This window comes from Chitinophaga sp. 22308 (assembly GCF_052045305.1).
Lineage (GTDB): Bacteria > Bacteroidota > Bacteroidia > Chitinophagales > Chitinophagaceae > Chitinophaga > Chitinophaga varians_A.
This window is the reverse complement of the sequence record NZ_JBQEOP010000001.1, coordinates 619,945-642,064: the sequence shown is the minus strand read 5'-3', so window position 1 is coordinate 642,064 and position 22,120 is coordinate 619,945. Positions and strand designations below refer to the sequence as shown.

At 50.0% G+C, this 22,120-nt stretch carries 10 protein-coding genes; 6 read left to right on the top strand and 4 right to left on the bottom strand.

Features of this window, described 5'->3' with window-relative positions:
• Window positions 1-7 precede the first annotated feature (7 nt).
• The gene (locus ACTJJS_RS02530) at window positions 8-580 is read right to left on the bottom strand and encodes an RNA polymerase sigma factor (RefSeq protein ID WP_211092529.1); all 573 of its coding nucleotides are present in this window, start codon (window positions 578-580) and stop codon (window positions 8-10) included.
• A 203-nt stretch (window positions 581-783) separates the two neighbouring features.
• Here ACTJJS_RS02530 and ACTJJS_RS02525 point away from each other — a divergent pair, with 203 nt between their 5' ends.
• The 3 genes from ACTJJS_RS02525 to ACTJJS_RS02515 all read left to right on the top strand — a co-directional run bounded on the left by ACTJJS_RS02525 (window position 784) and on the right by ACTJJS_RS02515 (window position 3,836).
• Window positions 784-2,649, top strand: a complete 1,866-nt coding sequence (locus ACTJJS_RS02525) for a tetratricopeptide repeat-containing sensor histidine kinase (protein WP_440662277.1) — start codon at window positions 784-786, stop codon at window positions 2,647-2,649.
• Window positions 2,639-3,280, top strand: a complete 642-nt coding sequence (locus ACTJJS_RS02520; protein ID WP_168869438.1) for a response regulator — start codon at window positions 2,639-2,641, stop codon at window positions 3,278-3,280. The genes ACTJJS_RS02525 and ACTJJS_RS02520 overlap by 11 nt, the downstream gene beginning before the upstream one ends.
• Before the next feature lie 130 nt (window positions 3,281-3,410).
• Window positions 3,411-3,836 (top strand): hypothetical protein, encoded by a 426-nt coding sequence (locus tag ACTJJS_RS02515; RefSeq protein ID WP_168869439.1) that lies wholly within the window; start codon window positions 3,411-3,413, stop codon window positions 3,834-3,836.
• Window positions 3,837-4,140: 304 nt separating this feature from the next.
• Here ACTJJS_RS02515 and ACTJJS_RS02510 read toward each other — a convergent pair whose 3' ends face one another.
• The gene (locus ACTJJS_RS02510; RefSeq protein ID WP_440662276.1) at window positions 4,141-5,055 is read right to left on the bottom strand and encodes a hypothetical protein; all 915 of its coding nucleotides are present in this window, start codon (window positions 5,053-5,055) and stop codon (window positions 4,141-4,143) included.
• Window positions 5,056-5,346: 291 nt separating this feature from the next.
• On the opposite strand from ACTJJS_RS02510, the gene ACTJJS_RS02505 reads away from it, so the two are divergent.
• The 3 genes from ACTJJS_RS02505 to ACTJJS_RS02495 are packed head-to-tail and all read left to right on the top strand — an operon-like array spanning window position 5,347 to window position 7,997.
• The gene (locus ACTJJS_RS02505) at window positions 5,347-6,402 is read left to right on the top strand and encodes a sensor histidine kinase (protein ID WP_440662275.1); all 1,056 of its coding nucleotides are present in this window, start codon (window positions 5,347-5,349) and stop codon (window positions 6,400-6,402) included.
• A 13-nt stretch (window positions 6,403-6,415) separates the two neighbouring features.
• A complete protein-coding gene (locus ACTJJS_RS02500) occupies window positions 6,416-7,135 on the top strand; it encodes a LytR/AlgR family response regulator transcription factor (protein WP_440662274.1) in 720 nt (239 codons plus the stop codon).
• A gap of 46 nt (window positions 7,136-7,181) precedes the next feature.
• The gene (locus ACTJJS_RS02495) at window positions 7,182-7,997 is read left to right on the top strand and encodes a hypothetical protein (protein ID WP_440662273.1); all 816 of its coding nucleotides are present in this window, start codon (window positions 7,182-7,184) and stop codon (window positions 7,995-7,997) included.
• Between the two features lie 50 nt (window positions 7,998-8,047).
• On the opposite strand, the gene ACTJJS_RS02490 is transcribed toward ACTJJS_RS02495, so the two are convergent.
• Both ACTJJS_RS02490 and ACTJJS_RS02485 read right to left on the bottom strand, forming a co-directional pair.
• Window positions 8,048-10,162: a hypothetical protein gene (locus tag ACTJJS_RS02490; protein WP_440662272.1), complete on the bottom strand. Its 2,115-nt coding sequence runs from the start codon at window positions 10,160-10,162 to the stop codon at window positions 8,048-8,050.
• A 38-nt stretch (window positions 10,163-10,200) separates the two neighbouring features.
• Entirely contained in the window at window positions 10,201-22,119 is an 11,919-nt protein-coding gene (locus ACTJJS_RS02485) for a hypothetical protein (protein WP_440662271.1), read from the bottom strand.
• Window position 22,120 lies beyond the last annotated feature (1 nt).

Here is a 22,120-nt window from a genome sequence, read left to right as displayed (position 1 = left end):
AATCTGCTTATTTCATTGTCAGTATGCAGACAATGTGGAGTAGGACCAGGGAACTTCTCAGTTTCGAGAGGGCACGTCCCATCTGGTTTCTGACTGTTTTCTCAGAAATTCCAAGTTGCCCGGCAATTTGCTGCGTATTGTATCCATCCTGGAAGCGCAGGCGGAAAATCTGTTGCTGTTGCGGGGGAAGGGAATTAGTCAGTGCTTCAAATGCAGCATGGAACTCCTTGTACAAGACATGATCGTCGGCAAGAGCATAACCCTGAAGCTGGTCTTCACTGTCTGCCGGCAGGAAGTTATAGCGGCTTTCCTTTTCAATTTGCCTGAAAACCCTGTTGCGGGTGGCAATGCGTAAATATCCGGGAAGATTATCAATGAGGGTGGTTTTCTCCCTGGTCCACAACTGCACAAAGACATCCTGGGCTATATCCTGCGCCAGGTCTGTATTCCGTATCCGCTTGTAAGCGATATTGAAAACATCCTTCCAATATCGGTTATAAAGCACATCGAAAGCAAAACCATTCCTTCTGCCAATTTCCGCTAAAAGGTCCTGGTCATTTGCATGAAGCAGTTTATCCATTCCCATAATTGACCATAAAACTAAAAATTGTTTCGGTTTATAAAAGGATTCTTTGTTTAGTGGTAGAAACAGTAAACAACTGCCGTATAATCAAAATGATACATTTAATTATTACCTTGCCGCTCTAAATAAAAGCATTTTCCCTGATTGCTATAGTCAACATATTAATCCGAACCGGGCTAAGCAAAGCATCAGCCTTATTTTTGGCAGGTCTGCTGACAGCTTCCTGTGCCTGTCTGGCCCAAAGTGGCGCCGCTTTCACAGGTTATGGAGATGTACCGGTAAAAACGCCCGACTCTCTCTTGCGGAAGGTGTTCCTTGCCACCGATATCAAAACAAAAATACAAGCCGTACAGCCGTTGCTGGCTTTCCACGCCGCCCATGGCACTACAGACTCCGTGATCTTTTATGCACAACAGCTTATCAGCAGTCTTGACCAAAGCGATCTCCCTGCGGCTGACAAACAGTCCTCCCAGGTTTCCCTTTATCTCACACTGGCTAATGCTTACAGTGAGAACGGCCTGTATGACGAAGCCTTACGTTTCTATCTTCAGGGCGTCAGGATTGCGGAGTCGCTCAATAACAGAGGCGCCATTAATGATAACAAACTGGGCATCGCCAACATATATTCCGCCCGTAATGAATATGACAAAGCCATCACAGCATACAGGGAGCTGCTGAACACGGGCCCGGACGAACAGCTGAAGCATCTGGTCTATGAGCGGCTGGGCATTATTTTTCTCGGGCAGAAAAATTTCCCCGATGCGAAGCTCTATACCGAGAAAGCATTGCACTATTTCCAACAACAGCACCAGGAAAAAAAAGAACTTCAGGCACAACTGACGCTCGGCATTATAGCGGAATTCAACCACCAGGAAGAGGAAGCCTATACGATCTACAACAATGTAAAGAACAATGCGCAGCAGCACCAGTTTTTTGACCTGTACATCAGTGCAGGACAAAGGATGGGAGACCTGCTGATCTCCCGGAAGGAATATGACAACGCAAAAACCTTGCTATCCCTCGTGTACTCCAACGCCCTTCAATGGAACGACCTGAAAGCCCAGCTAAAAGTACTGAACAGCCTGCGTAACCTGTACGCGGTAACAGGCGATTATAAAAACGCCTATGCACTGATGACCCAGTACCTGGGCATTTCCCGGGAGGTATTGGACAAACAGAATAAAAAAGAAATCAACGAACTCGAGATAAAATACCAGACCGCCCGGAAAGAAAAGGAAATATTAAACAAGGAAAACGAATTAAACCACCAGAAAACGATAAAATACAGTTTGCTCATCGGGTTCCTTGTCATCCTCCTGCCTGTCATCGGCCTGCTGTATCTATATTACCAGAAACTACAGACGCAGAGCAAACTAAATTCAACGATGGAGGAAATGAACCGGCAAAAAATCGCGGCATTGCTGAAAGATAAGGAGCTGGAATTACTGAAAGCCTCCGTTATCGGACAGGAAAAAGAGCGGAAACGGATTGCAGGCGAACTGCATGACAGTATCGGCGGCAACCTCGCTGCCATTAAACTTCAGCTCTCCCATCAAACCAGTGTGAATAAACTGGAAACACTCATCCGGCAGGTGGACGACACCTATCGCCAGGTACGTGACCTTTCCCATGATCTTGTTCCTCAGAAATTCGCCAACACCGGTTTTGCCGAACTTATTTCCGGCTATATCACACAATTCAATGTACCCGGCAACGCCACTATCACCTTTCACGCCTTTCCCGGCGATGAAATTGACCGGCTTGGCACCTCTCTGAAGGTGGAGATCTATAAAATCATCCAGGAGCTGATCACCAACGCCCAGAAACACAGTCAGGCTACGAAAGTAGAAGTACAACTGACCCAACTGGACGGTATGCTGAAGTTGCTGTTTGAAGATGATGGCCGGGGATTTTCCCCGGAAACAGTGAAATATGGTATCGGGTTTCAGAATATCCGGGACCGGTTGAAATTATTCGACGGCGTGTTTACCATTGACTCCTTCCCTTCGAAAGGCACCGTAATTGACATTGAAATACCGCTAAATCCAGCATGTTATGAAGCATAATATTATCCTGGCAGACGACCATAAATTGTTCCTGGAAGGCCTTATCAGGCTGATAGCGCAAGAAAAGGACTTCCACGTGCTCTACTATGCCCATAACGGCCAGCTGGTCGTGAACTATCTCGACCAGCACCCCGGTGAGCAGGTCGACCTGGTGATTACCGATATCAGTATGCCTGACATGGACGGTATCACCCTGAATAACCATATCAAGGAAAAAAGGCCGGAGGTCAGCACGCTGGTGGTAAGCATGCATACCGATAGTAATATGATTGATACGCTTATTCAAAATAACGTCGATGGTTTTTTGTCGAAAAATGCCGACTCAGACGAACTGCTGAATGCGATCAAAACGATCCTCAAAGGCGGGAAATACTTCTCGGAAGCCGTGAAACAGGAGTATCTCAAAAGCGTTTTCAACAAAGAAAAAGAAACCCTTGAAATGCTCACTTCCCGCGAAAAGGACGTACTGAAACTGATCGCCGAAGAATATACCACCCAGGAGATCGCGGACAAACTCTTCCTCAGCAAACACACTATTGAAAGCTACCGCAAAACCCTCATCCTGAAACTGAAAGTGCGGAACCTGGCCGGCCTTACAAGGTACGCCGTCAAACTGGGCCTGCTCAGCTAACCCCCTGAAAACAGGGTATTGATTTTCACTGAATACGATGTTGCCGCCCCCATCGTACCTGGCTACCTTTGTTGCATAACAAAACGGAACAATCCGGTCAAACAATCTCCTGAATAAAAAATGCAACATTATGATCTACGGAATAACATTAATCCTGCTGAGCATCATCGCCGTTCCCTCGCTGCTTTTATCTAAAAAACCCAATGCGAAGGAGTTATTGGAAAAAGTGGAACCCTACCAGGGATGGATCGGGATTATTTTCTGTTTCTGGGGTATATGGGGCCTTGTAAGCGCTATCCTGAATATAGGCTGGCTGACCTCCGCCCCCATCTGGTGGCTCACCCTGGCAGCCGGCAGCCTGGTGGAAGCAAGCCTTGGCTTCCTGCTCGGATTCCCGCTTATCAACAAATTTTTCCTGTCCAATAATGAAAAGGCCCGGGAAAAAGCAGCACATATCCGGACCAAGGTAGCACCCAAACAAGGTAAACTGGGCATACTGGGCATCATCGTTGGCGCATGGATGATCATCGCGTCCTTCCTCTTTACGATTGCCTGATAACATTCTCCCGCTACTCAACTTTCAACTGTATGAAAAAAAATAATACTGGCTGCTATCATATTGATGGCGGTATTGGAAAACCACACCCAAACGCAACCAGCCCACACTATACAGGTGGGCGGCGTTGCCAACCCCCGACCGGTTGGTCAGTTTCGCAATTGAATAGCCGGCCTTTATCCATTCTTTGACCCCCTCCCTTCGCCACTGCTGTCATTTACCACATGATAACAGTGGCGTTGCCTGCTAAAACAAGCGCCTCCGGACAGTCTGGAGGCGCTTGTTCACCAGATAACTTACTACCCTATTTGCTGTATTCGTAACCGATGTTACCCTTGCTATTGGTGGGTTGTTGAGTGCCGATACCGTAAATAGTGCTGGTGAAGTCCACCTTTACAGGACGGCTGGCATTGTTATAGGCATAAGTATTCTTCTGCACCGTTACAATGGAATCCTGTTTGCCGTTCAGTGTAACATACTGCACCTTTCTTGTTTCCAGTGGGTTCTGGTCACTGAATGCTTCATGTCCGGCGCCTGCGAGCAAATAACGCAACAGCGGATGGGTAATGTAGGTAGGATGCTGGTCAAAACCGGCCACCAACAAATCAGAAATTACCCTGGCACCGTCGGTTACCGTTTCTTTTTTGATGTTTTTCTGCTCATAGGCGTACGCCGTCACCAACTTCAGATTAGTAACCCCATCTGTTGCCGTAATGATACTTACCAGCCTACCGCCGTCGTCGTAGGTGTATTGCTCGTCTTCTTCCACCTTGCCTGTTTCCTGATCGTAGATTGTTTTCCGGGAGATGTTACCTTTAGCGTCCCATTCAAACTTTGTATTACCGGACAGATTAAATTTTCCGGCTGTCAGGAAGTCGGGAGAATAGTTCAACACCTTTTGCAGTTTGCCGTTGGTATCATATACAATCGAATCTTTTTCTGTCAACAGATTACCGGCATACTGGGTAATCAAAACAGGTTGCAGCCGCTGGTTGTAACTGATCAGCTGAATAACGCCCTGTGTACCGCCGATATTAACGCGGGTCAGCAGGCCTGGCGCCGGAGCGGGGGTGGTAACGGGATTTTTCACACTGGTGCCGCTGCCAGCCTCCGGCAGAGATACCTTATTGCAGGCAGTTCCTGCCAGCAGGGCAGCTCCCAATAAAGCCATTGATAGTTTGGACAGATTGACTCCCCGTTCCATGTTGCGATGTGTCATAAAATTGCAGTTTAGGTTTTTACTTAGATAAATGGTTTGTTAACAGGCAAAGGCGCCAATGCTCAGTACAAAGCAGGAAGTGCTGTGCTTCCTTTTTCTGCTACTGGTTTCCGGTTTACACATACAAAGAAAAAGAGATTACCTGACCGGCTATATGAATTTTGATCACCATACCGGAATTGCTGACTAAAGTGCAGAAATGCTATATGATCTGCTATAAATGGATGTTAAGTATTTCCGGAATCTCGCCTAATTCAATTTTTTTTTACTTTTTTGCAGGAAAATTGACAGATGCCTAAGCCATTCTTCCTGATAAAAACCTGGCCTGTCATCCTCATTATCTGGGCAATGGACATGGGCCTCACCTATCTGCAGGTCCGTATGCAGGGGCTTCCCGACCGGGAAGCGATTCAGTTGGGGCTGATGGAGTCAGTCCCAGGTACGTTCATTACTTTTTTACTCTGTTACTGGCTGCTCCCCTACTTTATCAGGCACCGGAAGATGCTCCTGTTTGCCTTGCTGGCAGTGGTCATCTGCCTTCTTACCAGCCTGATCACCGTGTATCTGAGTTTGCCGATGTTATGCAACAGCGTCAGGAAAGTAATGGCCGAGCCACAGAACTGTGGCCTGCAAACCATGTTTCCCGGTCTCTTTATCGGAATGCTTTTCACCAGCGGGACCATCTGCGGCATTCGCTTTTACCAGGAATACGCCAAAACCCTGATTGACCACGAACAGCTCCGCACCACCCACCTGGAAGCGGAACTGACGCTGCTGCGTGACCAGCTGAACCCACACTTTATGTTCAATATGATGAACAGCATCCATGTATTGATAGAAAGAGATGCCAGGCAGGCAGCAGATATGGTGTTGGAATTCTCCGATATTTTGCGGTACCAGCTCTACGACGCCTCTAAACCCGCCATACCATTGCAACAGGAAATATCCTATCTGCAGAATTATGTAAATGTGGAAAACAAACGGCGTTGCAACGAACTGAAGGTAACCTGCAACTGGGAACCTCAGCTGCCGCTTTGTTTTATTGCTCCGCTGATCCTTACGCCCTTTGTGGAAAATGCCTTTAAACATGTGTCCCTGTTTACGGACCAGCCAAATTTTATCTGTATAGACCTTGCAGTGGAAGAAGGCACGTTGTTTTTTATTGTCAAAAACAGTAAGGAACACAGTGCGGATGATCCCGTGGCAGCTTCTCCCCACAAAGGAATCGGACTGGCCAACGTGCAGAAAAGACTAGCCCTGCTCTACCCGGAGCAGCACTTCCTGAGCATAAAAGAAACCACAGACCAGTTTGTTGTTTACCTGGAAATAAAAATCAATGTTCTCTGATAAAAACTGCCGTATGGAAATCAAATGTATCATCGTTGACGACGAAGCACTCGCCCGGGAAGGACTAAAAAAGTATATCAGGACATTCGACTTCCTCTCACTGGCCGGCACTGCCAATAACGTAGCATCGGCATGCGAAATGCTGGAGACCACGCCGATAGATCTGATGTTCCTTGACATTAACATGCCCAAAGCAAGCGGGTTGCATCTGCTGGAAACGTTATCCAACCCACCGGTGACGGTGCTGGTCACCGCTTATCCGGACTATGCCCTGGATGGTTTCCGTCTTAACGTGCTCGACTATCTGCTAAAACCACTTTCCCTGCAACGCTTTACCCAGTCGGTACAGAAAGCAAAGGACTATTTCCAGCTGCGTCAGCAGCCTTCCTCCGCTCCCCATTCCCCGGTGAAGGATTATATCTTTGTAAAACACAAACAGGTATACGAAAAAGTGATGCTGTCCGACATCCTCTTCGTCGAAAGCATGCAAAACTATGTGCTCATCCAAACCATCCACACTAAAATCATCGCCTACCTGACGTTTAAAAATGTGGAACAACAGTTGCCCGCAGACAGCTTCCTGAGAATACATAAATCCTATATTGTCAATCTCCATCAGATCAGTAAGCTCGACAGCAACATGGTACAAGCCGGCGGACATACGCTTCCCGTTAGTCGCAGCCAGCGCGAACTTCTCATGCAGGTAGTCAGCAAACGGTTATTGAGCAAATAAGTAGGTATATACTTGTTTCTTCTGTATCTTGCAAAAAATGATATCTATGAGAAAAAAACATCCATTTATCCTTTGTAGCCTGCTATTGTCCTATTTCTATGCTGACGCGCAAACATTAGAAGTGAATGGTGACGTAAAATCTTTTACCGGCGTTTTCCGCGCGCTTACGGGTACGCTTCCCAATGACACCCTGATGTCCTACGGATATAATACAACTGTTGGCGACTATACCTCTCTTAAAGTAGCCGGAGCTGCCGCCAACAAAGCGGAACTCCGCCTCCTGCAGAACGGCAATGTTGGCATCGGTACCCAAACCCCTCAGGCCAAATTAGAGGTACTGGGAGATATTAAATCTTCAAACGGCATCTTCCGCGCACTCACAGGCACATTGCCAAACGACATCATGATGTCCTATGGATATAATGCCACAGTAGGCGACTATACTTCTCTTAAGGTAGCAGGAGCAACCGCCAATACCGCAGAACTCCGGCTCGTGCAGAACGGGAATGTTGGTATCGGCACACAAAATCCTCAATCCAAGCTGGCTGTGAACGGGACCATTACGGCAACAAGGGTCAGAGTAACCCAGTCCGGATGGGCCGACTTTGTGTTTCAGGATGGATACCGCCTCCCATCTTTAACCGAAACCGAAGCATTTATTAAGAAAAACAAACGTCTGCCTGATATGCCGTCAGAAGAACAGGTAAAGGCCAATGGCGTTGACATTGCCGATACCCAGGCTAAACTGTTGCAGAAAATAGAAGAACTGACATTACACCTGGTAGAACTCAATAATAAAGTAACCGCCCAGCAACAATTGCTGACGGAACAAAGCAAGGAAATAGAAAGGCTGAAAAAATAACAATGCTGTCCGGAGGCCGTACTATGGTCTCCGGACAACAAATAAAATGATTACTTCGGGAGCAGAAATCCAAATGTAAAACTCGATTCTATGCCGGACAGCAATGACTTCAACAGATAGAAGGAAACAGAACGGGTATGGTCAAACCGGTAATCGATAGTACCTGTACGACGGGCCACCGGCAGTGACTTGTCCTTATTTTTAGGAATGATCACATGTTTCAGCATAAAGGATGGAAACTTTGCTATTTTTTTAGGCTGCCCCTTCAATTTGTCCAAAACCAGATTGTGATACTCCCCCACTACTTTTCCAGTTGCTTTTTCATCATTCAGGCTGAATTGAAACGACAGATTATTAAGTAGCCCGGACTCAACATGGAAATCCCCCAGGTTCTCCGCCGATGAATTTAAGCTGGTAACATCAAGGTTATCAATCGCCCCGGTGATATAATAATCCTTACCTGTATTAAACGGCAAATAAACAGCTGCGCTGATGGTGCCCGATCCCATGATAGACCCTGCTACATGCAGGTCCATATGATCAGGATCTGACGGATTGGGATGGCTGATAAACGGAGACAGGGAAAGTTGGAATTTCTCCACTTTTAACGTCCCTGTCTGTAACCCATTTTTAGGAAACTCTTCATACGTCACGGTCGATTCAGACATCTTAAGGCGATGTACCCTGAAATGGACAGGCATACTTCTCAGAAACGCGACCGGTAAAGGTTTGTATTGTAACACACGAGGCAATCTCCTGTCCCTGAAAACATAAACATTACTTTCTTTTATCCATATCTGCTCCGCTATCACCTTTTGCTGCAGACATTTGCCAACATCCAGTCGGGTGATGGTGATACCTGCGATGGCTGCATCAACAACATCTACCTGGTGCCCCGCTTTTTGCCCCATCACCAGCTTGTCATACTGTGGACTGATCTTCAGGGTGGTAGCCTGCAGCGTACCTTTTCGGTCAATCGCCAGCTTTTTTATTTCAATACGCTGATGCGTGCCGGCGACGGCAGCCTGAATATCCGCCAGGGAACAGGTGAACGTCCTGAAATGAATATCGTTATTACCAAAAAGGCTATCTGTCATCCGGACGTTTAGTTTGTCCGTCTCCATATCTCCCTTTAATTTTAACTGATCGCCGGTTGTTGCCTCGCCGGTAATGGAAGCATGGTCCACCTTCAACAAATCTGTCTGTATTGCTGAAATATTTTTCTTCAGGCTGGTAAAAAGAAGAGAACGGGACAGTACTTGTTTCACGCCGGTCTCTTCACTATAGACATCAACAACAGGATGTTCGACAGTTATTTTTTCAGCCACCAGTTTTTTATTAAACAATTGCCGGATGTCCGGTTTATGAAGGGAAACACCCGACACAGTAGCTGCTACATACAGCGGCTGGTTACCGGACCTCTTAAAAAATTCAGGTTTGTTATATTGTGGTATCAGTTGTATGTCCTTTATCTGCACCGTTTCCCCGGGGCTGTCCATCGTCAGCTGTTTTATCACTACCCTATGACAGGCATTCGGTATAGCATAATGAATATCTGACAGGTTGCCTGTAAGAGTGCCAAATTGAAAATTTTCCGCGGTGAAATTTTTATTTATGTTACTGACACTTGCTTCGTCTACACCGATATCTCCCTTTAACAACAACTGTCTTACATGGCCGGCATGCTCCCATACCCGGATGTTCGTAAGGCCACAATGCCCAACCCGTATACTTTTGAAAGGCACCTTAGCAAACAGCCGCCCGGCGGCCGCATCTTTTCTCTTTAATAAGAATTCATCAAGATCTAATTCTACATTACTGAGTTTTACATTATTGACAGATAACGTCCGGCGAAACAACATCGCCAGAAAATTAACACCACGCAGTTCCATCCTTAAAAAATGAAGGGAATGCTGATGTCCGCTACTATCTGGCATATAGTTTATGGCAACATCATTCAGCACCAATGACGAAGTGAGCAAATTGCTTTTAACGGAAGAAAAACGGATGTTTAATTCAGGCGAAAGATGCCGTAGTTTTTCACTGACATCACGCTGAACAATCAGGTTTAAAACGATGTTCAGGATGGCCAGTACAAAGAGAATTCCGATGCCGCCGTATATGAGCGTCCTCCATTTCCGGGGCATTTTGAATAATCTTAGCATAAGCCAAAATTACGCATTGTTTCTTACCTGACTACGGCTCAATTCGCATCCAGCTTATACACCAAATGTTCAATGTTCATCAGCGAATAGGCGCTGCTGCTAACCTGCGAATACAGTTTCATGGAAAATACCCACTCCCCGCCTCTTTCCACCGGGTTATTAATCCCCTTCCATGTTTGCACCACCTCGTTCAATGCGGCCGCAGTGTTGGCTGACAATGTCTGATTAGGATATAACCCAATCGGGAGGTAAGTCACCAGGCCTTCGTTTGCCTCTCCTGAAGGTGGCACCAGTTCAAAACCATACCGCAGCTCAAAAGTTACTTTCTGGCCGGACATGCCACTTCCAAATAAAGCGCTAAAACATGCGTTCAACGCATCCGTAAGGGTGTTGCCCAGCCCGTTGATATAAACACGCTTGCTGAAGTTGTTTAGTGGTGTAATCACGCTGGGCGCAATGACGGTATCTGTCGTGAAGATAAAAGCGGGATTGGTGGATACATTGTCCAACAGGTTCTGGTTGCGCTGGACATTCATTTGCGCGCGGGCGTTCTGCACCATTGCCAGGTTAAGGTCAGTCCATACCAACTTAAACACCGGCCACGCTACCGGCGGTATCTCTATTTCCGGGGGCACCAGGTACGTGGTGGAGTTTTGCTGCGGCGTTTGCATCTGCAACTGGATAAACAAACCAGTGGTCGGTATTTGCACGTGCACTTCCGGCCAGGTATCATTGGGACCGGGCATTGCATCCAAACCGGTCAGCGTGAGCTCATTCAGGTCCTTATTGGCACGGTATCCCACCCTGGCATTGAAAGAGTAGCTGGACCGGGACACCATCAGGTCCTGCGGATGCGCATAAAAGTCTGATGGTTTCAGCCGCACAGACCAATAGTCCGCCACATTAGCGGCCAGCGTAGCGAAGGTACGTACTGCATTGGCGACGCTGACAGGGTCATATGTACTGCTTTTATCCGTCAGTGCCTGCAACAGGCCCCATAACGGATCGGCCACATTCACATATTGCGCCAGCTCTGTAAACAGGTCTCTTGGCTGTGTAAGCAATGCCTTTGGCGTAGCGCCGGCGCCCAGGTTGAATTCTGTCTTTATCATCACATAATCCTGCTCTGCATGCTGGTGGGTATACACAAATTCATAGTTCCACAAGCCCAGCTTGCTGGTATCCTGCGTTCCATCGGGATAACTTTGTACGACCTGCTGCACTACTATTTTAGGCAGTTCAGGGAAATTCCTCAATGGAATAGGCACATCCACTTTCCCGGGATCGGTGCCCTTCAGGGCCGCCGGTTTGGTAGTACTGGTCAGCAACGGCGTAAAGGTGAGCCAATCTGACGCATTGTAGTTTTGTGGTACGTTATTACTACTGATATTAAATTCAAGATTCGATATGTTGTACGCGAACGAGCCGGAGACATCTTTATGGAATGCCGGATTGTCCAGCAGCAACAGGAAATTGACATAAGATTTGTCTTTGGAGAGATCTGTTTTCGCTGCCATAATGGTAAGACCGGGAACTGGTCCGCCAGCGGCGGTTTTGATATCTGCCTGCCCGTACAGGTTGGCAGGCATAAGGCCCGGCCCCTTCTGCCATGCCGAATTCACCGTGGAGTCGTACTGCACCATTACAGCCGCTTCGTAGGTATTCGCGAGACTGATGCCCAGCATTTGTTTCATCGTATCAACAGCACTGACAAGCGCCGGTTGTTTGCCCGGATCGGTAACGTCCAGCACGGTATTCAGACCTGCTGCTATCTTCGGAATCACAGCAGCCTTGGCGTTCATCACTGTTTTCAGCTGGTCCCGGATGGCAGCATTATTGTACACTGCCATGGCATAAGGGCCTGACAAGAAGCGGTCCATATCTTCCAGGAACCTGCGTGCCCACAATTCTGTATCGATGCTTTGGTATGATATGTCCTGCGGTGTGCCGAGTGTTCCATTAGTATTCAACGGCGCCACCTGTACAGGACGGGTAACGAGGTTGCTGTACAATGGCATCAGCGCAAAGAACCGCGGCTGTTTTTGTCCCTTGACAGTGGTAGCACCTTCGAGCGTAACGCTCTTAATGCCGTTGTCATCAAATTCCACCTGCCATAGGTCCTGCATCACGCCGCTGACCTGGCCGGTGCCCAACCGCAGTTTATCCAGCGCTTTGGTCATATCGTCGATAAACTGATTATACGTAAGACTGCTTTTTGCGTCCTTGCTGTTTACCGGCGCCGGAAAATCTGATTCCGCCATTTCAACGGGACCTGTGCCATCCGGTGTTTCAAAGCCGGGATAGATAAGCGCCGCAGGCCGTAGCAACCGCACAGACACCTGCAACGGTCCAACGGGTACCGCATACGGTCCGCCCTGTCCGATGTTGACCGGGAATGTCACCTGCGCCGGCGGCAACAATGCAATGGCCTGTTGTTCAAACAACATGGCAGTTGGGTTGGCATTCACAATCTCATCAGCGCTCAATAATACTTTCGCTTCTGCAAAGCGGGTGATAAGGCTGTTGAACGTATCATTACCGGCGGTAGTGACAGTAACTATCTTGCCTTCGGGATCTGTGGCTTTCAGTTCCACATTGGAGGCAATAAGGTGCTGTACCGCTGTATTGGCCAGTGCAAATGCGCCTGCGCTCACATTGTATATGCTTTGTATTGACTGCGGAGCGGTTGTCTGCGCCAATAACGCCGGCGGGCATACGAATAATCCACCCGGGGCCAGTTTGTCCGGCGTTCCGCCGATAGCGTTCACCAAATCGGCCAGTGTAGCGGAAGAGGCCTGTTGCTGCAGCGATTTCAGCACAGAAGCGAAGGATGGGTCAGTACCTGTGTTAACGGTGTAGTTAGTCCCTCCCACAGGTATCACCAGGTCGATGTTTGACATCAGCGTTCCCGGCATGTTCTCGTTCAGCGTAGCCAGCTGCTGGCCGGCGGCGCCAGAGGCAGCATTGAAGTTGAAGCGTGCTGCTATGCCATTCAGGGTATCAGCGGATGCAATAGTATAAGGAACACGGAGCGAGATAGTGTCAGCAGGCCAGGACAATGTGCCCGGTACCACAAATTTGCTGGAAGCCGGCAGTGTAAATACGGCATTGGCTTTCAGCAACAACTCCATCGGGCATGCATACCTTTCGGCGAACTGCCTCAGCGTATCGGCAGAATCACCGGCGGTAATACCGGCGAAGTCTCCAAAATAAAGCAATGCGCCCGGATCAAACAGATCTTTGGTCGTCAGGTTCGCTGAAACCAGGTCTGCCAGTTTTACGCCACTATTATTATCACTTAATGTGTTACCTTTTTGTGCCACATAGGTCAGCACAGAAAGCGACTTGTCCGCAGCCAGTACGCCTTCCACATCCTTGTACTGATCGGCCAGCGCCGCTACTGTAATATTGACTCCTGCATTGGCAAACAGGATAATTACCTTATCGAAGCTGTTATTAACCGCGTCCACCGTCACCACTACTTCGGTGTCGTCATCAACCTCAACGGCAAACTCAAACCCTTCCTGCAAAACAGGCAGCGCACTGTTCACAATGGCCAGGTCGATAACCCTGGTGTAGTTGCCATCTGCCAGCACCTGCATGCTGTGCGTGGGAGCAGATGCTCCAGTATTGATCGTTTTGGCGGGGATAGTGAGCACCGCGCCTATTTTCAGCAACAGCGTATCATTGTTCGTCAGCAGCATGTCCGGAGCCGGGGCGGGCCAGCCCTTGGGTGGCAGCGCAGCCATATCAGTGATGGACAAATGCTCTACAAATGGATAATATGCCGGCACTACCGGTAAAGTGCTGCCAAACAGTTCTTCTGTCAATGTATCGGCATTGGCCATGGCCAGCTCTGCGTAACGCACGCCGTATTTGGTGATGATATCGCCCGGTGTGGCGCAGTCTGTTGGCTTCGCAGCTGACAACATGCCCAGGCTGCTGGTGACCGCGTATGCCCCTGCGGCAAACCGCCACAGCGGCCTGACATCTATCTGCGTGCCTTTATTGCCGTAGTGAGGGTCGGAGATAAAATGGAGTGATGATACCAGCCATGCATTTACACCCGGCTGCACCAGCTGATAGTAAGACTGGCTGTATTTCTGTTGCTGTTGCACTATCTGGTCTTTGTTCACGTCCCCGCTCTGCGATGGCGACGGCATCAGCTCTGAAGGCCTGGGGGCCACAACAGCGGTGATCTGTGCATCATTGTTTACCTTCTGCACTGTAAAATACCTTGCCGTTGATGGCCAGTCACCAATGCCTATCATGTTATCAGTATACCCCACGTTTACAGGTGTTGTGCCTTGTCCGGGACCATTGGCACCGGTCCTGTTGCCCAACACATCACCAAAGCCAAACACAAAATTGGCGGTGGGCAGGGATGCCTGTGTGCCAAATCCCTGGTAAGGATCGCCCTTTATCGGCGGCAGGCCGTTCACATCGGGCGCTGCCAGTAGCGTACCAGGCTTTATGAACCTGGACACCGGCATCACCTGTGAATATTGCCAATATGGTTTTTCCGGTTCATCCAGTGCTAACCCCGCGGCCCTTGCCTTACGGAAGGCTCGCGCTTTTTGCCAGGGTTCTGACGGATCTCCATCCGAAGGGTCAGGTACCACAGGCATGCCCGAAGGCGGCGCTTCAAACGGTGAACCGGCCAGCGATGCAACACTGAAGGTCATCAGGCTGTACATCGTCTTCAACAATGTCTCTTTATCATCCGCCGTGAGCGTATCAGGATTTTTTGTAAGAAATTCGAAGCCTACGTTGCCCGGTGGCACCAGTGCCTGTGTAATGGTTTCTGACGGGTTTGTGCTTCCATTGCTTTCTATGTAGATAGATAGTTGTGCGCTGTCCGCACCCGGACCTATCAATGCACAGTTATTGAACGGCAGCAGGCTGCGGCCACCCGGTGCTACGTCCTGTTGTGTGCCTGCAATGACCAGCAACTGCAGCACGATATTTCCCTGCTGGTCGAAAGCGCTGCCAGGCAGCTTGATACCGGGACTGAAATAATAACCTGTTCCGCCTACCACGCTTCCCTCCCACAATAACACCAGGAAATCAGCCAGTAACGACATCGAAGCAAAGTAGCCGGGGTCAGGCACAGCACCCTTCGGCGCGTCCATCAGCAGCGACGGCGGCATGGAGATGGTGGATAAATTTGTTTTTACCAGGAAAGCCCTGGCTGGATCGTTGGCCAGTACTGTCAAACCAGCCGTATTGGTAGCGTCCGGAGCTGGAGACAGTAACAGGTAGGCGGCGGTTTTATCGCCCGGCGCCTGCGAGTGCAGCCAGCTGCTGATCAGCAGCAGTTCGTCTCTCTTATCGGTATCCACACCAATTAAACTGAACTGGGTGGCTTCATCATCCAGCCGCTTTATTTTAAATGGAATGATAGCGCCAAACGTACTGTTGTCCATTTGAACAGCATCGCTCCCCGCGGGAGAACCCTGCCGGGTAGCCAGTATTTCATACGGTGTGGCCACGCGCGCCAGTGCTTTATCGATCAGGTCCGGCGGGAGCATCCACAGGCCAGGATTGCCAGTCACATTTTGTTGGCCCTGCACCTGCGGAATGGGCAACGCCACGGGTGACTGCAACTCAATACGATGTTCAAGCCCGTACGTGCGTGGCACCGTCCCTTTTATCTTCATGACCGATGGCGCAGTAAGCGCAGGCGGCACTGCCACAATGGAAAGTCCCGTTGCCGGCGATGCGTCCAGGATCTGCTGATTGGTATAACTGTAGCTAAGCGTAGTGGTAGTGGCAGTCAGCAATACCATGCCGACTTTGAAGGTATCTTCATTCAGGCCGGGATTGTAGATGAGCAGGTTGGGATAAGTTTGTTCCAGTTGCGCCAGCGTCTGCCCCTGTTGTACTGTGATGGCATTGAACAGTTCAATCCAGGGCTGTTCTGATGAAAGTGCCAGGGAGAGCGCTGTGTCCACAGGTTGGTCCTTGTTGACCGCTACGCTGAACTGCTGACCGGTAAGGTCATACAATGGTAACGACGTTGCCGGGTTGGCCACCACATGGCCGCCGTCTTCTTTGAGGCCCGGCAGCCGCAATCCCGACATGAGCATGCGTGACGACTGGTTAACGATACTGGCAAAGCTGTCACTGTTTAACACTGCCTTGATCAACACATCAATATCCTGCGCAGGCAGGTGTTTTACCAGTAGTATTGTGTCTTTGGCAAACAGTCCGGGCACGCCTTTGAGCCTGGTGGCAGCATCTGTTACCGGCAGACCATAAGTAGTATTCAGCACGTTAAAGTTCAATGCGCCGGCATCAAACACCGCGGTCTTCGCATTGGGCACAGTCACAGCAGCTACCGGCGCCAGTATATTGGCCGGACCGATCCAGGCGGCCACGTTTGTCCAGTCATAGGTCCATACCCCTGTGGTTGGTGACAAGGGATTGGTGTTGGTCCAGCTTGCGTCTATGATCAGTTGCCGGGTAAGTGATTCGATAGTGGAACCCGGCTCTGTGATCAGTCCCTGTTGTGCCGGAATATTCCAGCTTTGCGCGCCGGCGGCTGTTACAGCGTCCCTGAAAGTTGGCCACTGTGGAACACCGGGCGGTGTTGTAGTGCCAAAATCCTGTTGAAATGCCAATGCAAACCCGATGCGTTCCAGCGTATCCCCTGCTATTGTCGTATAGGCGTTAGTGTTACCCGTTTCTTTGTAGGCAATGTGATAGGCGTTGGGCACTGACAGGGAATGGCCGGGCGGCAGTTCTACGGAGGCGGGAACAGGCTGACTGGGGAACAGTGAGTCCAGTAATGTTTTGTTCAGCTCCGCGATGGCCTGCGCGTACCAGTTGGCCATTTCAGGCAGCGGCGTGTTTATCAGTACGGCAAGGTCGGTATAACGTACAAAGAATGCTCCCGCCGTGCGCAGCTGCACGAAATCAGCAGGCGCCCTGGCAAACAGGCGTTGCGGCAGGTCAAAGGTGGCGCCGGCCTTCAGGATATTGTTGCCTGATGACAGGTCGGGGAATGCGGGATTGTGATAACCGAGCATATCGGCTGCTGATGCCAGCTGGAACAACGTCGCGATGCTGTTTAACGTTTCACCTGTAGCCGCCTGGTGTACCAGTGTGCCCAGCATACACTGATTAATGTTGAAGGGTTTGTCTGCATTGTCCAGCCCCAGTATCTCAGGTGCTACGCCCAGTATAACGCTGATGCTTGTTCCCACAGGATTGCTGCTCAGCGTGGCAGGCAGCGCAGGATTGAGGAACAGCAACTCTTCCGGTGTGGCGCCGAGGTGCTCAGCCACATTTTCAACCGTATCCCCTGAGCAGATGATGTATATGACCGTCGCCGTCGGCAATGCCGCCGCCACCTGTTCCAGGTCCTGCACCACGCCTTGTATCTCCTGTACTGTGACGGTGGTATTATCAAGATGCTTCTGCATTTCCTGCACGCCGTTCTGTATCAGCATCAGGCAGAAATCGCGGAACATAAAACTGCTGAATGATTCGTAGGCAGCAGGATCATCATCCGAAGGCTTTCCGCCAGCTTCATCCCCCACCGGGAAGTAGGCGCCCAGTAGTTTTGAGATCTCCCACTCATACCATGGACCGATTTTATTTTTGGTATTAAAATCGATGTTACCACCTTGTGGTGAAGTCCAGCTGAGGAATGGCGGCATCGGTAACACCATCGCCGATTTTTCATCGGGACGGGGATCGGTATCACCACTGATCCACAAATTGATATTGGTGCTGAAGAAGGTGGCCAGGTCGGTGATGGAAAGCCCGCTTGCCATCGTGTCCGGCATGTCCAGCTGTTCCAGTAACAGTTGTATTTGTCCGGCAGTGATGTTATTGCCTTCCCCGGCATCGCGTGGCAATGCGTTGACAGTATATAACAATAAGCCCTGCGTTAAAATATCGGCGGCCAGCAGGCTGGTGTCGTTATCGGTGGCAGTCATGGCGCTGTGTGCAGCGCTACGTATGGCACATGCCGCCGCGTCGGTGGCAGTGGGCGACATCCCGGTATCGGCAAACAATACAAAAGCGCTTCTGTAAACAGGATTGGGATTGTCAGGAATGGTGTCATTCCAGTTCACCGGCACATCGGCCACGGTAAACGCCGGCAGCAGCGTCAGGTGTGCTTTCCGTGGAGAATCCGTAAACACTTTGTTACCAGGTTTCCAGTGCAGCACATAACCACTGCTGACATCACCCATGATAACACCTGCTGCCCGCATACGTCTCAGGGCGGTATCATGCGTATTGCGCAGGGCTTTCAACCGGCGGTACCTGTTGTTGCTGAAACAGAAATTTTGTTTGGAGCGGTATGCCACCTGCGTGTGCCCCTGCGCTGCCAACGTGGATTTTGAGCCGCCGTTGTTATTGCTGAGTATCCAGGGCGTTGGCTGTGCGGAGCCTACCACAAACTGTATCTCCAGTTTTACACTGAAGGAGAAATGAATTCTGATGAATAATATTTTGATGGATGCCTTTGCACTTACCGCGGCTGCCAGTGTAAGCACCATAGGCTGGTAGCTCTCATAGATAATGCTGATTTGCACGTAGGCTTCCAGCGTCACGGAAACCTTTACCACGGCAAAATCCACCGAGCCATATATTTTACCGTAGAGGGCGGCCACGCCCTGGCATTTGAAATACGTCACGGAAGCGGAGCCGTTGCTGCTGGGGTTGAACCAGGCCAGCACGCCCTGGAATATTACCTGCAGCTCTACATAGGCGCCGCCGGAAAGTATGCCTGCACGTATTTCACGGCCTACGCCAGCAGCAATGCCAATACCGAGTTCTATCACCGGTGAAAACGTACCATTGGAAATACGTGGCACCTGCGTAGAGGTGTCACCGTTAAGCAGCCCGAAATAAAAACCGCCCCGCCCGATGAAGATATACGCCTGCAAGCTGAAAGAGCGGGCAAAGTTCCGGTTGTAGGGAAAGCCCAGGTCTATTTTGAAATTGCCGTTGGTATAAATCTCTATGACTACGATTCCCAGTGTGATCGTTACCACTCCCAGTTGAATAGTACGGAACATATCAGGCACCTGGAATTCTATACGGAACATGCCTATTTCGTCCGTAATTTTTTTATAGAGTATTTCGAACTTCAGTCCTGCCAGCGCTCCTGCCCGTTCGCCTCCCAGTGCAATGGAAAGGCCGTACAACCTGGGGTCATTGAAAATAAATCCCAGGTCTATCGTGTTCATGAGCGTCATGTCCAAGCCAATGAGCCACTGGCTTTCTGTTGAATATTGCATGGTGGCGGGCATGGGACTGCCGTCGCTGGGCGGCGGTGTCATGTCTTTCCGCAGTTTGGCAATGCTCTCCGCGACAGTATTGGGCGTATCCCCGATGAAAGTAACACGCTGGCCCAGGCCCAGGTAACGCAGGTCTATCAGGCTCTGGCCTTGTCCGGGAACAGCGGGCGGCGGATCGTTCACCACGTCCCAGCTCAATGGATTATCGTTTGTATAGCGCTGCCCCATGAAGCTGCCAGTCAAAATCATGTCGACTTTCCCTTCACCGCTTTGCCTGCTGTAACGTACGCCGATAGAATCCAGTTGTGCTATGACCAGGTCTACTTTGGCATTAAACACAAACTCTACAATGTTGTCTTTGGGGTCGATGGTCAGCACGAAGCGGGACAGGTCTATTTGTTTCAGCACGTCCCACGGCGAATCCAGTCTGAAGCCGATAGTAGGCGCGGCGAGGTTTACGAGGTATTCCAGGATATCGCCGAGCGTTACACCGCCCAGCTGTAGTGACACTACCTGGTGGCGGTTATTTTGTTCACCGCGCCAGGACGTGGTGGCTTGCAGCCATATAGTATCGAATTCTACTTTAAAGAGATAAGTAGCTTCCGGTACACCGAAGGTGAGGGCCGCAGATAGCCTGATCTTGTTCACGCTGAACATGCCGCTGATTTTGCCCGTGGCTTTGTCGGCGGTGGCAGGTTTCTCCATGTCAATGCTGGCGGAAGCGTTTATTTTTAGCTGCGTATCAAAAATCGTAGGTTCCCAGCGGGCGGAAATAGTGGCGCCGAACGTATAGGAAGGTTTCACTACCTGGACGCCGTCTTTTTTGGAGCCGGTGACAAAAGTGGCATACAACCGGTCGACCAGGATATCCGGTATCCAGTCGGGTTTCGTATGTCCTTCCCCGTAGATGAACCGCTGCACCAGGTCCACGAGATCAATGGAAGTGCCTTCGTATAATTTGCCGCTGAGCGTCCATCCCTGCGGCGTTTCAGGGTCCTGTACGGGATACTCCGCAGAAATCAGGAAACGTGGCAGGTTGTAATTGCCTGGTGATCCCTGCTTCAGATAAAATGTACCGCTGAGGCTACCGGATATTTTCCCGTTATTCAGCGCGATATCAAATTCCATCCCTTCCACCAATATGGTGGCTATATAAAGATTGATCTCCCAACCCTGCACCGCATCAGGATGTGCGGGGTCGCCGAAGAGGATTCCTGCGGTAGCGAAATAGTTTTGACCTATTGGGTCGGCCGAAAATTTCAGTTTGGTCACGTTCATCGTTTGCAGGCCGGTAGAGGGGCCGGAGCTGCCAAAGAAATAGGCAAATGCGCTGCCGATGGGGATGTAACTGTCTTTTGCCAACGTACCGCTAATAATCAAATCAGGCAGCGACACTTTAAGATCGAAGGACACCGTTTGATCGTTCAGCACCAACAGTTCTCTCCGGCTATTGGGATTATCCGGGGAAGGAGGAATGACGACGACGGTGGAGCCTTTTGATCCAAAGTTCATGGTGCCGAATACACTGCCGGTCACCACATGCGTTTTCACATAATCGCCGGTGTCGGTAAGCACTTCAGACCAGGTCCACACCCAATGCGTCCCGACTTTATTGATAGTCACAAATGGCACAGGCGGGTCCCAGGTCTTATCTGACTGTATGGTCATCCCGAACGCATTCAGCGAAAATATGGGGAACTGGTCCGTGCCGCTGTTCAGCAGGTCCATATCTATTTCCGCCACATAGAAATCACTCAGCACCGGAAAGTTCATCGGAAGGGGCAGATCAACACCAAAAACACCAATCAGTTCTGCAAGTCCCTGTACCAGTGAGGCAGTTTCTTTTTTAAACAGCACGACGAAATTCCACAGGTCGTTGGTAGAAAGAATGATTGTCTGAATACGCCCCTGTATTTTACCGATAGCGAAATCACCATACAGATATACTGTAGAAAAGGCGGTGATACCAGGTTGCGGCTGTGAGAGCGGGGCAATGACGAAGTTAAGACCGGGATTTATGAGTGCGATGGGCTGAGGCCCCTGTATGCCCGGTTCACTGCCAGCATCTATTACGGTGGCGCTGCCGGTGGCATTGATGTTCATCAGCGGATAGGTCCGGTCAGCGTCCGGCATGGTAACGGTCCCGGTTATACGGAGTGGCCACGGTCCTATCATGGGCGTTTTGTCTAACAGGTGTTTTTTATCCGGCTGATTCTCATCAGGCAGTAACAGAAAGCCGGTAAGCGACAGGGAAGTGGCTCCGCTGGCGCCTGAAAACTCCGCCGCGCCCACCTTCATGCCTGTCAGAATCGAATCGTACCAGGTAACGCCTTCTGCAATGGCCGGTACCTGCATATAGGTGAGTGGCAGTGGTGTGAAAAAATCTGAAAATACCCAATCTGTTTTCACTGCCAGCATCAGCGAAAAAACGTTGCCTTCCTGCACGTAGCGCATTGTAGCAGTAACAGGGTAGACGGCACTGCCGGTAAAAGAACCGCTACCGCTTAGCAGCACGCTGGTACCGCTGGGCGACATGGTGAGCGCTACATTGGTAAGCATGTAGCTTGACCGGATACCAAACAACTCCATGACGGGCACCAATCCTGTGAGATCGGTAGAACTGTTGGCGGTTGTCCACAGGTCAAGGGAACTATTGTGGATAGCGTCATTAAGGGCGTTATATACACTGGTAGCGCTCATA